The organism is Ruegeria sp. SAZD013 (assembly GCF_059612525.1).
Map to the genome: position 1 here is coordinate 138,856 of NZ_JBXWQT010000038.1, position 14,705 is coordinate 153,560.

Consider the following 14,705-nt stretch of genomic DNA (forward strand, 5'->3'; position numbering starts at 1 on the left):
GTCAAAATCTCCTAAACATTGGTGCGTGACTGCGTCATTCGACGCCCGATCTGAGTGCGACCAACGATCAGCTGCATCAACGCAACAACTGCCAGCATCACGAAGATAAGCGTCGTCGAATACGCAATGGCTAGACCATAGTCGTTATTCTCGACCCGCCCGATAATATAGCTGGTTGCCATGTCGTATTCGGCACTGACCAGAAAGATCACAGCCGAGATCGCCGTCATCGCACGGACAAAACTGTAAACAAGTGCGGCCAGTATCGCGGGGCGTAGCAGCGGCAGAATGATACGACGAAATGTCTGCCACGAGTTTGCACCAAGGGTCAGCGACGATTCATCAAGACTGCGGTCAAGTTGCGACATGCTGGCGATGCCCGCACGGACCCCAACCGGCATGTTGCGGAATATGAAGCTGATAACAAGGATAACGCCTGTGCCGGTTATTTCGATTGGCGGAACGTTGAAGGCAAGAATATAGCTGACACCAATCACCGTACCGGGGATAGCAAAGGACAGCATGGTTCCAAACTCGAAAGTGTTCTTTCCTGCAAAGCTCTGCCGGGTCAACAGGTAAGCCGTTACCAGCCCAACCGCCGCCGTCAGAGGTGCAGCAATTGCCGCAATGGTTATGGTGGTCCAGAAGCTGTCCCAAGCAGCGCCGGTCCAACGAATGCCCTCTTCTTCAAATCGAACAGAGAATGCAGTGACGTAGTGCTTTAGGGTCAGGGAGTTATTGACACCCCAAAGCTCGACCACACTGCCGTAGATGATCATTGCATAGACAATGATCGTGAACACCGCCCAGCCAAGGGCGAATACCAGCACGGGAACAGAAAGGCCTGTCGGCATCAAAGGGTGCACGCCTGCGTCGCCTTTGCCTGTTACGGTTGTATAGCTTTTCTTACCCAGCCAAACACGCTGTGCGTAAAAGGCCGAAAGGGTGAAAAACAGCAATACCATGGCCAGAACGGCGGCCCGTCCTTGGTCGTATTGCGCCCCTACGATGGCAAAGAAAATCTCGGTCGATAGAACGTCGAAATTCCCACCCAGAACAAGTGGGTTTCCGAAGTCGGCCATACTTTCGATGAAGCCCAAAAGAAATGCATTGGCAAGTCCGGGGCGCATCAGAGGCAGGGACACTGTCTTGAACGTTTGCCACCTGCTGGCGCGGAGAGTCTGTGCCGCTTCCTCCATAGATGGCGAGACGCCTTCCACCACGCCGATTAGAACGAGGAATGCAATGGGTGTGAACGCAAGGGCCTGTGCGATGAATATGCCTGGCATTCCGTACAGCCAGCGCGTTGGCTGCGTGCCGAACAGATCGGCGACGAACCGTGTGACTGACCCTGACAGGCCAAAAAGCAGGATCAGCGCGAGCCCAATCACAAATGGCGGGGTGATGATCGGAAGAACAGTCAAAGCCCGCAGCATGCGCTTGTAGCGGAAACCCGAGCGGGTCACGACCAGTGCAAAGCACAAACCCAGGGCCGTCGTGACGAAGCCAACCAGGATGGCGAGAAACAGCGAGTTCCATGCCGCGCCGCACCTGGCGCCATAAAAACACCCCAACCCCCAAAGCCGGCCATCAAAGAACTTTGAGAAGAAGACAGCAATCGAATATGCGCCATCTTCAGTGACGAAAGCAGCGAACAGCATCTTGGCGATCGGAAAAAAGACAAAGACGGTGACGATAGTAATCACACCGCCAATCGCACTGACAACAAAGACGTCACCGTTGATGGCACCTCTTGCCGCAATGCCTTGGGTCAACAGGAACAGAAAGCTTGATGCGCAAATCATTGCACCATAGCCCATGCCGAACTGGCGATCGCCAAGTTCACCAAAATAGGCTACCAACCAATTGAAATTGAAACCCCTGATGCCAATCCCGAAGCCCTGTGCGATCAACCAGCCGAAGCCGAGTGCACCGGAAAGGATCAGAACACGGGCATAGAGCGGGTCAGATTTCGCTCGTTTCAACACCAGAAGGGGTAAGGTCAGGGCGATCAACAGCGGGGCAAGCCAAAGCTTCTCACCCTGTGCGATCAGGAATGCAGCGGGGGCATAATCTTCGTCAAACGGGTAGCCGTCAAAAAGCCATTCGAATGACCACAGGCCGCCGTCGACCATATACCACGGCAGCAGGCAAAACCCGGCCCACCCGGCGATGACCCAAAAGATCAGAACCGGGCGGGTCTTTTTTGAAGTCTGGTCAGTCATTTACTGCGGCAGAACCGAAACCTCTTCGTCCCATTTCTGCAACAGACGTTTCCGTTCGTCTGAGGAACCATACTTTTTGAAGTCATAGTCAATCAGCTTGATCTGGCTCATGTCAGGCGCGCTTTCCGATGTTTCCGCGCTCTTGTTCGATGGCACCTGAAACGCGCTGACCTGAAGAGCAAGGTTCTGCGCCTCGGGCGACAGTGCCCAGTCATAGAACTTCTTCGCCTCTTCCTCGTTGCGGGCGCCTTCAATTATGGACATCGAGCCAATTTCGTATCCCGTACCCTCGCACGGCGCGACGACCTTGATCGGGAAACCCGATACGGCCTGCTTTACCGCATCATGCATGAAGACGATGCCAATCGTGTTCTCGCCACGACCGGCTGCTTTGATTGGTGCCGATCCGGATTTGGTATACTGGTTGATATTCGAATGCAGGCCTTTCATGAACTCAAAACCTTCATCCTCGCCAAAGATCTGCACCATCGAGGCCAGCGTCGTATAGGCCGTACCAGACGAGTTCGGGTTGGCCATCTGAACGTGGCCCTTGTATTCAGGCTTTAGCAGGTCTTTCCAACAGGCGGGTTCAGGCAGGTTGTTGGCCGCCAGCAAGTCTGCGTTATAGCCATACCCAAGTGCGCCGGAATAGATACCTATCGTTCTGTTTCCGGCACTCTCGGCCTGGGAAATCGCCCAATCATGAAGCTGGTCGCGCATTGGCGACATGTATTCCATTGTCAGGCCCTCTTCAGCGGCCTGCAAATGCGGGTCACCCGTGCCGCCCCACCACACGTCTCCTTTCGGGTTTGAGCTTTCGGCACGGATTTGAGCAAAAGTTTCACCTGACGACTTACGCGTCATGTTGACGTCGATGCCCGTCGCATCTTCGAAGCTACGCGCCATGAGTTGGCACCAGTCTTCCTGCGCGGAGCAATAGAGTGTCAGCTTGTCCGCCTGCGCTGCCGACATAGATGCGGCTATTGCAATCAGCGACCCGACGGCCGTGGATGTAAGTTTTTTCATTATCATTCCTCCCTTTGGTTATTTTGCGCCCAGTATTTTTTGTTTTGTCAGGCGCTTTCTCATCCAGCTTTTCGAAGCTTGTTAATGACAGACTGGGCGTTCTGATTGCCCGTCAGATTTTTCAGAATACTTGAGAGATCTCTTTCTTCCACCAGCTTTGCCGCTTTCCCCGGTGAAAACCAGTGACGTGTCCGTTCGTCCCGTTCTTTCCAACGCCGTTTCAGTTTTTCAACTACCATGGGATAGAGGGTTACGCGGCAACGAACGCTATTCGCGCCCTCAAAGCGTTTGTCATAGAAAAAATGACCAACTGGCTGTTTCGAGATTGCCCCGACTGCACCTGCTTCTTCCAGTGCTTCAATTTCGGCGGCATGCCAGGGTTTCTTTCCTTCCATCAACCAACCTTTTGGGATGACCCACCGTCCTGTATCGCGCGAAGTCACCATCAGAACACGCAGCTTTCCATCCCTGTCCCAGCGCATCGGAAGCGCTGCAATCTGGTCTGTTATGTTGCCGTCGCTCATGCTGCCCTCAATGACACGGTATCAAAAGCGCAACCAGAATAACCTTCAGTCGTTAATGGTGGTCCTTGGGTTTTCACTTTGAAACGGTTCAATTCACACATTCTTGCCTTGCGCTTTAGACTCTTCCGAATTGTCACAACCTACTGAGGGTTATGCAACAAAAATTATTGCATTATGCCCGAAATCCCACAAAGGTGGGGATTGAAACCTGATTGGGTTGTTGGATGTCCAAAACGAAAATACGTGCCAAAACGATTGAAAAGGGTCGGGGTAGGGTAAAGAAATCCGACCGGCGCCAGCAAATACTGCTGGAGTTGAAGCTTCGCCCGCACGTTCGCATCAATGAATTGGCCCAGCGTTTCAACGTCTCTAACGAGACGGTGCGCAGGGATTTTGACGCCCTGTCGAATGACGGCCTGATCGCACGCGCGCACGGAGGGGCATCTGCCCCGGCACAAGGGCATTATCCAGGTCTGGACGAGCGAGCCAACGCGCGGATTGAGGAACGCGAACGCATAGGTATCAGCGCGGCGGGGTTGGTACGCGATGGTGAAACGGTCATGATCGATTCCGGTTCGACCACAATCGAAATGGCCCGTGCATTGGCCTATCTCGGCACTCCTTGCACAGTGATTACGAATTCTATTCCGGTGGCAATGACCCTCGGCCATGGGGCTGCCGAGGTTTTGCTTTGTCCAGGAGAATATCTGGCAACCGAATCTGCGACGATTGGAACCGAAACGCTGGAATTCCTGTCTCGGTTCAATGTCGACAGATGCATGATCGGCTCGTCGGGTTTTTCGGTTGAAGGCCCTTCAGAAACCGTGCGCGGTTTTGCGGCTGTCAAAAGAATGATGCTGACGCGCGCAGCAAATCGACATCTTTTAATCGATTCAGGGAAATTTGGCCGTAAAGGCCTGTCTCAGGTCGGAGACCTGACCAGCCTGGATTCCATAGTTTCCGACACGAAACCAACAGGAGAATTGCTTAACGCGATCAACGGTGCCGAGGTTGATGTTCTCGTCGCCCCGTAAACACTGAAACGAATGACGAACAGCGGACTGCAAAAAGACCGCGCATGACTGGGAGGAAAACATGAAGATAGACATCAGATTATTGATTGGGGCATCGGCAATTTCGCTTATGTCGCTTTCCGGCACAGCTTCGGCGCAAGATTGCCCGAGGGGTGATCTGGACGAGCGATTTTGCGACGTGGATGGGGATTTGATTGCGGATATCCCCACAGATTCTTCCCAGCTAATTGATCCTGACACCCTGATTTTTGCCTATACACCGGTCGAAGACCCAGCCGTATACAAAACCGCGTGGTCTGACTTTCTAGAGCATCTGAAGGCTGAGACAGGCAAGGACGTGGTCTTTTTTCCGGTCCAAAACAACGCCGCCCAGATCGAGGCGATGCGGTCGGGACGCCTGCATATTGCGGGCTTCAACACCGGGTCCAACCCACTGGCAGTAAACTGTGCCGGGTTCCGACCGTTTACGATTATGGCCTCAAAAGACGGTAACTTCGGTTATGAAATGGAGATCATCACCTACCCAGGCTCGGGCATCGAAAAGGTTGAGGATATCAAAGGTAAGCAACTTGCCTTCACGTCACCCACGTCCAACTCGGGCTTCAAAGCACCGTCGGCGATCCTGAAAAGTGACTTTGATCTTCTGCCCGATCGCGACTTCGAACCCGTCTATTCGGGAAAGCACGACAACTCGATCCTTGGTGTGGCGAACAAGGACTATCCAGCGGCATCGATTGCAAATTCGGTAAAGGCACGGATGATTTTGCGGGATGTGATCAAGGAGGAAGATGTTGTTACGATTTACAAATCGCAGACCTTTCCAACCACCGGATTTGGCACTGTCTACAACCTGACGCCCGAATTGCAGGAGAAAATCCGCAATGCTTTCTTCAACTTCGAGTGGGAAGGGACGACGCTTGAAGCAGAGTTTTCCAAGTCGAACGAGGGCCAATTTCTGGAGATGACTTACCAGGAATTCTGGGACGTCATTCGGAAAATTGACGCGGCAAACGGCGTCTCCTACGCCTGCCAATAAGCCTTGCTTAATCAGGCGGGCCTGAAAAGGCCCGCTATCCACCCTAATCGGGGGCATTTTATGCTGCGTCTTCAAAAGCTGACGAAAACCTACAAGACCGGAGATCAGGCACTGAAGGCCATCGATCTTGAGGTGCCCAAAGGGCAGGTGCTTGCACTGATCGGGCCCTCGGGTGCGGGAAAATCGACGATGATCCGCTGCATCAACCGTTTGGTTGAGCCTACAAGCGGCGGTGTTCTTCTGGATGACATGAACCTGACCAAACTCGGGTCGGGTGCGTTGCGGAAAGCACGCCGCGAAATGGGTATGATCTTTCAGGAATATGCTCTGGTTGAACGCCTCACCGTGATGGAAAACGTATTGTCCGGTCGGTTGGGGTATGTCGGATTCTGGCGCAGTTTTCTACGGCGGTATCCGCAGTCGGATGTGGACGAGGCTTTCCGCCTGCTGGACCGGGTGGGGCTGTTGCATATGGCTGACAAACGCGCGGACGAGTTGTCGGGTGGTCAACGCCAAAGGGTCGGTATCTGCCGCGCTCTGATCCAGAACCCAAAGTTGTTGCTGGTCGATGAACCGACCGCGTCGCTGGATCCGAAGACCAGTCGTCAGATCATGCGGTTGATCACCGAACTGTGTCAGGAGCGCGGGCTGGCGGCTATCATCAACATCCATGACGTGGCACTAGCCCAGATGTTCGTTCCGCGTGTCGTGGGCCTCCGCTTTGGCGAAATCGTGTTTGATGGCCTTCCAACAGGGCTTACCCCGGAAAAGCTGACCGAGATTTACGGTGAGGAAGACTGGGAAGCGACCATCGAAAAAGTGGATGAGGATGAAGATGTCGAGGCCGCAGAATGAGCCATCGAGAACTTGACGACATGCTGGGAAAAGGTTGGCGCAAACCGGCCTTTATCAAAAACACGTTGCTGCGCAGGGCATTGATACTTGGGTTTTTCGCTTACCTGATCGCGGCTTTCATGACCATCGATGTTGATTGGGGAAGGGTCTATGAGGGACTGGACAGGGGATGGGCGTTCGTCCTTGCCTTTACCAGCCCGGATTTCATTTCACGGTGGTCGGATATCTGGGCCGGTCTTCTGGAAAGCATTGTGATGACCGTGGCCGCTTCGGTTGTCGGTATCCTGATTTCGATCCCGATAGGATTGGGGGCTGCACGTAATATCGCCCCGTTGCCAATTTACATAATGTGCCGCGGCATTGTCGCGTTAAGCCGGGCATTGCAGGAAATTATCGTTGCCATTTTGCTTGTGGCCATCTTTGGCTTTGGCCCGCTGGCAGGATTTTTGACGCTGTCTTTCGCAACCATTGGGTTTCTTTCCAAGCTTTTGGCCGAAGATATCGAGGCGATGGACAAAGTTCAGGCTGAGGCGATTCAGGCCTCTGGTGCACGATGGCTGCAATGGATCAACTACGGGGTTCAGCCTCAGATCATGCCTAGGCTTGTGGGTCTTTCCATGTACCGGATCGACATCAATTTCCGGGAAAGCGCTATTCTCGGGCTGGTGGGGGCAGGCGGCATTGGCGCGACACTTAACACCGCGTTTGATCGATATGAATATGATACGGCTGCCGCCATTCTGATCCTTATCATCGGGATCGTCATGGCCCTTGAATACCTTTCGGGAATTATCCGCGCGAGGGTTCAGTAATGCCGGTTCTTGAACGCGACGATACACAAATCTGGCGCAGGCGGACGACGCGCCAAAGCCTGGTTCGCTGGTTTGGCTGGCTTCTGGGAGTAGCGGTTTTTGTCTACTGTTGGCAGCTCATTTCGGAATCGACAACCTGGTTTTTCGTCTGGGACGCACCCCGTATCGCCAACGATATCTGGACCCGCGCAACACCTCCGAAATGGGATTATATTACCCAGCTGGGTCGCCCGATCTGGGATACACTGAACATCGCTACACTGGGCACGATCATCGCTCTGTGCATGGCCGTGCCGGTTGCCTTTTTGGCGGCCCGCAATACTACCCCGTCGGCGTTGTTCATCCGCCCCATTGCCTTGTTGGTCATTGTCTCGACCCGCTCAATCAACTCGCTGATCTGGGCGCTGCTATTGATCGCTATAATTGGACCGGGCGTGTTCGCAGGTGTCATAGCAATCGCCATCCGTTCAATCGGGTTCTGCGCTAAACTTCTTTACGAAGCGATTGAAGAGATTGATCACGGTCAGGTCGAGGCGATCACAGCCACCGGTGCTTCGCGGTGGCAAGTCATGGCGTATGGGATCGTTCCGCAAATCCTGCCAGCATTTGCCGGAATTGCAGTCTTTCGTTGGGATATCAACATTCGCGAGTCCACAGTGCTTGGGCTGGTTGGCGCCGGTGGCATCGGGTTGCAGCTTTCGGCCTCGCTTAACGTTCTGGCGTGGCCGCAAGTGAGCCTGATCCTAATTGTAATTCTTTTTGCGGTCATGATCAGCGAGTGGGTTTCGGCAAAAGTACGAGGAGCGATCATTTGACCGGATTCTCAGCGCAAGAGGCTTTCAAGGCTTACGAAGCCGTCCGGCACCGCCTTCCAGATATTGAACCGAACGACGTGAGCTATCGTCGTATCGAGACTCTTTCCGAAATTAAGGATGAGTTTGACGTGTTTCTTCTGGATGCGTTCGGGGTTCTTAATATAGGCGACACGGCGATCCCCGAAACGCCCGAACGGATCAAGTCACTGAAGGCTGCGGGCAAACGTGTCTTGGTGGTGTCGAATGCCGCTGGGTTTCCCCACGCCACGCTGTTGGAGAAATACACCAGACTGGGATATGACTTCGCGCCGCAGGATGTGATCACCAGTCGGGCTACGTTGCTGTCCGGGCTGAATGGCCAACGTGGGCTGCATTGGGGTTTGATGGCGACACCCAGCGCCGGTCTTCGCGACTTGGAAGGTTTGAAATTAACCTATCTGGAGGATGACCCGCAGCCCTACGAATCTGTTGATGGTTTTCTGATGATCGGGTCAGCCGCCTGGACCGAAGCCCGGCAGGCGATGTTGGAGGCGGCATTGCTAAGCCGCCCCCGCCCGGTATTGGTGGGCAACCCGGATATCGTTGCCCCGCGCGAGTACGGCTTTTCCAAAGAACCAGGTCTTTTCGCACACCGTTTGGCCGACCGGACAGGTGTAGCCCCGCAATTTTATGGAAAGCCATTCGGCAATATCTATGATCTTGCTTTTCAGCGACTTGGGCCTGTCAACAAATCCCGCGTTCTGATGGTGGGTGACAGTTTGCATACTGACATTCTGGGCGCGCGTCATGCCGGAGTGGCTTCGGCACTTGTCTCGGATTTTGGTTTCTTCGCCGGGCATGATGTCGAGGAAGCGATCAAACAGGCAGCGATCGTGCCGGATTTTGTTGTGACCCGACCTTGAGATTTTGAAGTAATGCGAATTGTAGGAGGAGCGTCCGGGCAGTGTTGGGTTAATTCACCTTTGATTCGCAGGAAGCTCGCGTAATGATGATTATGTTACTTTTACGGAGACGCATCCAGTCGGCGAATTTTACCTAACCGAGGTAATACTCACAGTCACGGAAACTCGAAACTGGTTTTTCCGCATCCTAACAATCTAGAACTCAATGCTAAGGGTCACTTTCGAGAACTCAAACCATCTCAGGCTGGAAACACCGCTGTTTTCTTGACTGTTCCATAAACAAAGCTGGTGTCGATCGAAGCTATCCCGCCGATCGGGTGAATTCGGTTTCGAATAAAGTCTTCGTATGCTTCGAGGTCCGATACCAATACCCGCAACTGGTAATCCATTGCGCCGGTCAGCACGTGGCATTCTAGAACTTCATCGATCATCCGAACGCGTTTTTCGAATTTCTGCACATCTGTTTCATTGTGCCGCTCAAGCCGGATGCGGACAAAGACGGTTATCGCCATCCCGTATGCAGCAGCGTCCACATCGGCACTGTATCCCTTGATGACACCGCTGGCCTCAAGGTTTTTGACCCGCCGCAAACACGGTGAAGGAGACAGATTGACCTCATCAGCAAGATCCTGGTTCGTCATACGCCCGTCCCGCTGCAACGCTCGAATGATCTGCCTGTCTTTGGCGTCCATCTTCTCTCCATTTTTTAGCATAATATGCCAATGTAGGCCTTCAACGTGGCATTATTCGCAACCCATTGCTCAAAGTAAAGGCGCAAAGTGATAGCGACTTAGATCAGGAGCCCACCGTGACCCACACAACCGGATTTGCCACTCGCGCCATTCATCATGCCTACAACCCATTTGAAAATGATGGTGCGCTGACACCGCCCCTCCACTTGACCTCAACCTTCTCCTTCGAAACCGCAGAGGCAGGCGGTGAGATGTTTGCCGGCGAGCGCGCAGGTCATATCTATAGCCGGATATCGAACCCTACATGTGACCTTCTTGAAAAGCGCATTGCAGTTCTGGAAGGTGCCGAGGCTGGGCTCGCGCTTTCCAGCGGGATGGGCGCAATTACCGCCGTATTTTGGACCCTGTTGTCGCCAGGTGACGAAGTCATTGTCGACAAAACACTCTATGGCTGCACATTCGCTTTCATGCGCCACGGTCTGGCAAAATGGGGTGTCACTATTACCCATGTTGACATGACGGACCCCGCGAACCTGAAAGCCGCTGTTTCCGAAAAAACCCGTGTCGTCTACTTCGAAACCCCAGCCAATCCAAACATGCGCTTGGTGGATATCGCCGCCAGTTCAGAGATCGCACATTCTGTCGGTGCGCAGGTTGTGGTCGACAATACATATGCCAGCCCCTATCTGACCCGCCCGATTGAGCACGGCGCGGACATCGTCCTTCACTCCGCCACCAAATATCTGGGCGGGCATGGCGATGTGGTCGCGGGTCTTGTGGTCGGAACCGCCGAGCAGATTTCTGAGATCCGGCTTGTCGGCATGAAGGACATGACAGGCGCAGTGATGGCACCATTCAACGCAATGCTGATCCTGCGTGGGCTGAAGACACTGAACCTGCGACTGGATCGCCACTGTGCGTCCGCCAAGGTTGTTGCCGATTACCTTCAGGCACACACTGGCGTCAGTGAGGTGTATTTCCCGGGGCTTGAGAGTTTTGCCCAGCACGATGTCGCACGACGCCAGATGTCGCAGCCGGGGGCCATGATCGCCTTTGAAATCAAGTCTGGCCTGTCCGGTGGCATCAAGTTCATGAACCGCCTGAACATGATCCAGCGCGCCGTGTCCTTGGGGGACGCAGAAACCTTAATCCAGCACCCGGCATCCATGACCCATTCGACGTATACTGCAGAAGAACGAGCAGAACATGGAATCAGCGATGGCCTGATCCGACTTTCCGTCGGGTTGGAAGACGTTGAAGATATCCTTGCAGATTTAGAGCAAGCTTTGCCCTACCCTGCCCGCAGTGCCGCCTGAGTCCCGGAGACCACCATGCCGTATGATCCCAACCAGTTGAAAATCGTTGAACAGCGTCTGCTGTGGCTGTCGCATTGGATGATCCACCATGCCAACCATATCCGGCCCAAGGTTGATGGGATAAAGGTCGGTGGTCATCAAGCGTCGTCTGCGTCGATGGTTTCGATCATGACTGCGCTCTACTTTTCGGCTTTACGGCCCGAAGATCGGGTTGCGGTAAAACCGCATGCGTCACCGATTTTCCACGCGATGCAGTACCTCATGGGCAACCAGACCCGCGAGAAGATGGAAAACTTTCGCGGGTTTGGTGGCGTGCAAAGCTATCCCAGCCGGACAAAGGACATCGATGATGTCGACTTCGCGACAGGTTCGGTAGGTTTGGGTGTCGCGATCACCTCGTTTGCTTCGATCATTCAGGACTACGTCAAGGCCAAAAACTGGGGGGCAGATGCCCCGATGGGGCGAATGGTGGCGCTTGTAGGCGACGCTGAACTGGATGAAGGCAACGTATACGAGGCATTGCAGGAAGGCTGGAAAAATGGCCTGCGCAACACGTGGTGGATTATCGACTACAACCGGCAGTCACTTGATGGCATCGTTCGTGAAGGGTTGTTCGAACGGATCGAGAAAATCTTTGATGCCTTCGGATGGGATGTTGTGCGCGTGAAGCACGGCGTGTTGCAGCGTGCGGCCTTCAAAGAACCTGGCGGCGATCGGCTGCGAGACTGGATTGATGCCTGCTCGAACCAGGAATACTCGGCCCTGACGTTCATGGGCGGCGAGGTTTGGCGAAAGCGCCTCATGGACGATCTTGGGGATCAGGGGGATGTGACGGCGCTGATCGAGCGGCGCACAGATGCCGAACTCGCTGCATTGATGGAAAACCTCGGCGGCAACTGCGTTGAGACCATGGCCCAAACCTTTGCTGCCATCGAGCATGACCGCCCTACTTGTTTCTTGGCCTACACGATCAAGGGATGGGGTACGCCAATTGCGGGCCACAAGGACAACCACGGTGGGCTGATGAACAACAGCCAGTTCGTCGCGTGGCAAGAACACATGGGCGTGCCTGCCGGTGAGGAATGGGAGCCACTTGCGGCAGTGCAGGACCCGGAAGCGCTGAAAGACTTTCTGTCGAAAGTTTCCTTCTTTGCCAAAGGTCCGCGACGCTATTTCGATGACAAGCTGGATGTTCCATCTATTGACATCGAAACAAGCCGCGAAATCTCGACCCAAATGGCTTTCGGCAAGATTTTGGATGACTTGTCGAAGGGCGACAGTCAATTGGCCGAGCGTATCCTGACGACGTCTCCTGATGTCACAGGCACAACAAACCTTGGCCCGTGGGTAAACCGGCGCAAACTGTTTGCCAGATCCGAGCAAGCCGACGCTTTTATTGAACACCGTATCCCCTCGACGGCAAAATGGGAATTTACTCCTGAAGGGCAACATATCGAGCTTGGTATTGCCGAGATGAACCTCATGTTGCTTTTGGGCGTTGCGGGCCTTTCGCATTCCCTGTTCGGCAAGCGGCTTATCCCGATCGGTACTGTGTATGACCCCTTTGTCAGCCGCGGCCTCGATGCACTCAATTATGCTTGTTATCAGGATGCGCGCTTTATGCTGGTCGGCACGCCTTCGGGCATTACGCTGGCCCCAGAAGGCGGCGCACATCAATCCATTGGCACACCGTTGATCGGGATGAGCCAGGACGGTCTGGCGGCCTTTGAGCCAGCCTTTGCCGATGAACTGGCCGTGATCATGGAATGGGCCTTTGATTATCTTCAGCGCGACGGCGAAGGGCAGCCGGACGAACGCACCTGGCTGCGTGACGAAACAGGCGGTTCGGTTTATCTGCGCTTGACGACAAACCCGATTGAACAGCCTGGCAAACGCGTGGACGATGAGTTCCGTCAAGGTGCCATTGATGGTGCATACTGGTTGCGGAGGCCGGGCCCGAATTGCGAGGTCGTAATCGCTTATCAAGGGGCCGTTGCACCCGAAGCGATCAAAGCCGCTGGCGTGATGGGCGAAGGACGCAAAGACATCGGAGTGCTGGCGGTGACTTCAGCAGATCGGCTAAACGCCGGGTGGACGGCAGCGCAACGGGCGCGTTCGCGCGGCAATCAAACGGCTCGGTCCCACATCGAAACTTTGATGTCCGGTCTGCCGCGCCACTGCAAGCTGGTTACCGTGATTGACGGACACCCCGCGACATTGTCTTGGCTGGGTGCCGTACAGGGACATCAGACCATCCCATTAGGGGTCGAACATTTTGGCCAGACAGGGACAATCGGCGACCTCTATCGGCACCATAGCATTGACGCGGACTCCATCCTGGAGAAGGTGAACGGTCTGACCCATGGCAAGGCTTTGCTTCGCACATGAGCGGCGGTATTGGGCGTCGCAGCTAGGGGCCCTTACCCTCCGGGTATTTGGGCCCTTTGTGCTGGCGCGCCCTTGGGTTCGAAACCCGGAACGAAAGGCACCTTGTTCGAGCCAAACTTTTGGGATCTGAGAAGAATTGCCGTTCGGGACTAAAGAAGAAATCCGCACGCCTTTGCTTCTGTCACTACAGGTGCTCAAAACTGTCGCAGGTACCCTGCTCATGTCCGAGCAGGAAGGACCGATCAAAGGCAAGCGTCAGCCGGCTATTGATGGCCACCGAGAGATTGCTCGTCGCGCCAAGGAGCTGGGCGCAACAACGGTTGTCATCTGTGATACGCATTGGGTGTTGAACGCGGGCTTTCACATAAACGCCAACGACCATTTTGAGGGTCTATTCACGTCGAATGAATTCCCGCAGTTCATTCAGGACTTGCCCTATAAATACGAGGGCAACCCCGAATTGGGTGATGCGATTGCGCGGATTGCGACCGAAAAGGGTGCCTATACGCTGGCACATCACCTGGACAGCCTTGAGGTGGAATACGGCACGCTGGTTCCGATGCGGTTTATGAGCCGTGAACACGAAATGAAAGTGGTGTCGATCGGTGCGTGGTGCACCGTGCACGCCCATGACGAGAGCCGTATCGTCGGCGAGGCAATCCGTGAAGCAGTCGAGGCCAGCGACGAAAAGGTGCTGCTGGTGGCGTCGGGTTCGCTGTCGCACAAGATCTGGGCCAACAAGGATTATGCCGCCAATAACGGCACTTTCACAATCAGCTCAGAATTCAACCGCCAGATGGATCTGCACGTGCTGGAAATGTGGAAAAACGGCGATCACGCTACGTTCCTCAAGATGCTGGGGGACTATGCCAACTTCTGCTGCGGTGAAGGCTCGATGCATGATACCGCGATGCTGTATGGCGCACTCGGCTGGGACGCTTACGACAAAAAATGCGAGGTTGTGACCGAGTATTTCCCGTCCTCGGGCACCGGTCAGACTAACGTCATATTCCCGGTTTAAGGATCGCGATGTCCACTCCGATTGCTTGCTCATGATGCCTTTTGGCCGGGCAAGCCGTT

Annotated in this window: 13 protein-coding genes; 9 read left to right on the forward strand and 4 right to left on the reverse strand. The window is 54.4% G+C overall.

Annotation, left to right across the window (positions count from 1 at the left end):
- Window positions 1-11: 11 nt before the first annotated feature.
- From AC2FLU_RS19190 to AC2FLU_RS19200, 3 genes are read right to left on the reverse strand one after another with little or no spacing between them, the layout of a single operon-like run.
- Window positions 12-2,225 (reverse strand): ABC transporter permease, encoded by a 2,214-nt coding sequence (locus AC2FLU_RS19190; RefSeq protein ID WP_496715875.1) that lies wholly within the window; start codon window positions 2,223-2,225, stop codon window positions 12-14.
- On the reverse strand, window positions 2,226-3,251 hold the full coding sequence (locus AC2FLU_RS19195; protein WP_480554948.1) for an ABC transporter substrate-binding protein: 1,026 nt from the start codon (window positions 3,249-3,251) through the stop codon (window positions 2,226-2,228).
- Window positions 3,252-3,310: 59 nt separating this feature from the next.
- The gene (locus AC2FLU_RS19200) at window positions 3,311-3,775 is read right to left on the reverse strand and encodes an NUDIX hydrolase (protein WP_480519960.1); all 465 of its coding nucleotides are present in this window, start codon (window positions 3,773-3,775) and stop codon (window positions 3,311-3,313) included.
- Between the two features lie 224 nt (window positions 3,776-3,999).
- On the opposite strand from AC2FLU_RS19200, the gene AC2FLU_RS19205 reads away from it, so the two are divergent.
- The 6 genes from AC2FLU_RS19205 to AC2FLU_RS19230 all read left to right on the forward strand — a co-directional run bounded on the left by AC2FLU_RS19205 (window position 4,000) and on the right by AC2FLU_RS19230 (window position 9,229).
- Window positions 4,000-4,809 carry a DeoR/GlpR family DNA-binding transcription regulator gene (locus tag AC2FLU_RS19205; protein ID WP_480477264.1) on the forward strand — a complete coding sequence of 270 codons (810 nt, stop codon included), beginning with the start codon at window positions 4,000-4,002 and terminating at the stop codon, window positions 4,807-4,809.
- Between the two features lie 61 nt (window positions 4,810-4,870).
- Window positions 4,871-5,845 (forward strand): phosphate/phosphite/phosphonate ABC transporter substrate-binding protein, encoded by a 975-nt coding sequence (gene phnD / locus AC2FLU_RS19210; RefSeq protein ID WP_480899987.1) that lies wholly within the window; start codon window positions 4,871-4,873, stop codon window positions 5,843-5,845.
- Between the two features lie 60 nt (window positions 5,846-5,905).
- Window positions 5,906-6,700 carry a phosphonate ABC transporter ATP-binding protein gene (gene phnC, locus AC2FLU_RS19215; protein WP_496715870.1) on the forward strand — a complete coding sequence of 265 codons (795 nt, stop codon included), beginning with the start codon at window positions 5,906-5,908 and terminating at the stop codon, window positions 6,698-6,700.
- Window positions 6,697-7,512, forward strand: coding sequence for a phosphonate ABC transporter, permease protein PhnE (gene phnE / locus AC2FLU_RS19220; RefSeq protein ID WP_209507091.1), 816 nt, complete (start codon window positions 6,697-6,699; stop codon window positions 7,510-7,512). Before phnC ends, phnE (AC2FLU_RS19220) begins: the two co-directional genes overlap by 4 nt.
- Complete coding sequence (phnE, locus tag AC2FLU_RS19225; RefSeq protein WP_480899989.1) at window positions 7,512-8,327, forward strand: phosphonate ABC transporter, permease protein PhnE; 816 nt, start codon at window positions 7,512-7,514, stop codon at window positions 8,325-8,327. Before phnE (AC2FLU_RS19220) ends, phnE (AC2FLU_RS19225) begins: the two co-directional genes overlap by 1 nt.
- Window positions 8,324-9,229, forward strand: coding sequence for an HAD-IIA family hydrolase (locus tag AC2FLU_RS19230; RefSeq protein ID WP_480519962.1), 906 nt, complete (start codon window positions 8,324-8,326; stop codon window positions 9,227-9,229). The genes phnE (AC2FLU_RS19225) and AC2FLU_RS19230 overlap by 4 nt, the downstream gene beginning before the upstream one ends.
- Before the next feature lie 239 nt (window positions 9,230-9,468).
- Here AC2FLU_RS19230 and AC2FLU_RS19235 read toward each other — a convergent pair whose 3' ends face one another.
- The gene (locus AC2FLU_RS19235) at window positions 9,469-9,921 is read right to left on the reverse strand and encodes an Lrp/AsnC family transcriptional regulator (RefSeq protein WP_209507088.1); all 453 of its coding nucleotides are present in this window, start codon (window positions 9,919-9,921) and stop codon (window positions 9,469-9,471) included.
- A 116-nt stretch (window positions 9,922-10,037) separates the two neighbouring features.
- Here AC2FLU_RS19235 and AC2FLU_RS19240 point away from each other — a divergent pair, with 116 nt between their 5' ends.
- The 3 genes from AC2FLU_RS19240 (at window position 10,038) to hpaD (ending at window position 14,646) form a co-directional block, all read left to right on the forward strand.
- Window positions 10,038-11,237 (forward strand): methionine gamma-lyase, encoded by a 1,200-nt coding sequence (locus tag AC2FLU_RS19240; protein ID WP_496716376.1) that lies wholly within the window; start codon window positions 10,038-10,040, stop codon window positions 11,235-11,237.
- A 15-nt stretch (window positions 11,238-11,252) separates the two neighbouring features.
- On the forward strand, window positions 11,253-13,625 hold the full coding sequence (locus AC2FLU_RS19245; protein ID WP_496809421.1) for a thiamine pyrophosphate-binding protein: 2,373 nt from the start codon (window positions 11,253-11,255) through the stop codon (window positions 13,623-13,625).
- 172 nt (window positions 13,626-13,797) lie between these two features.
- On the forward strand, window positions 13,798-14,646 hold the full coding sequence (gene hpaD, locus AC2FLU_RS19250) for a 3,4-dihydroxyphenylacetate 2,3-dioxygenase (protein ID WP_496809422.1): 849 nt from the start codon (window positions 13,798-13,800) through the stop codon (window positions 14,644-14,646).
- Window positions 14,647-14,705 lie beyond the last annotated feature (59 nt).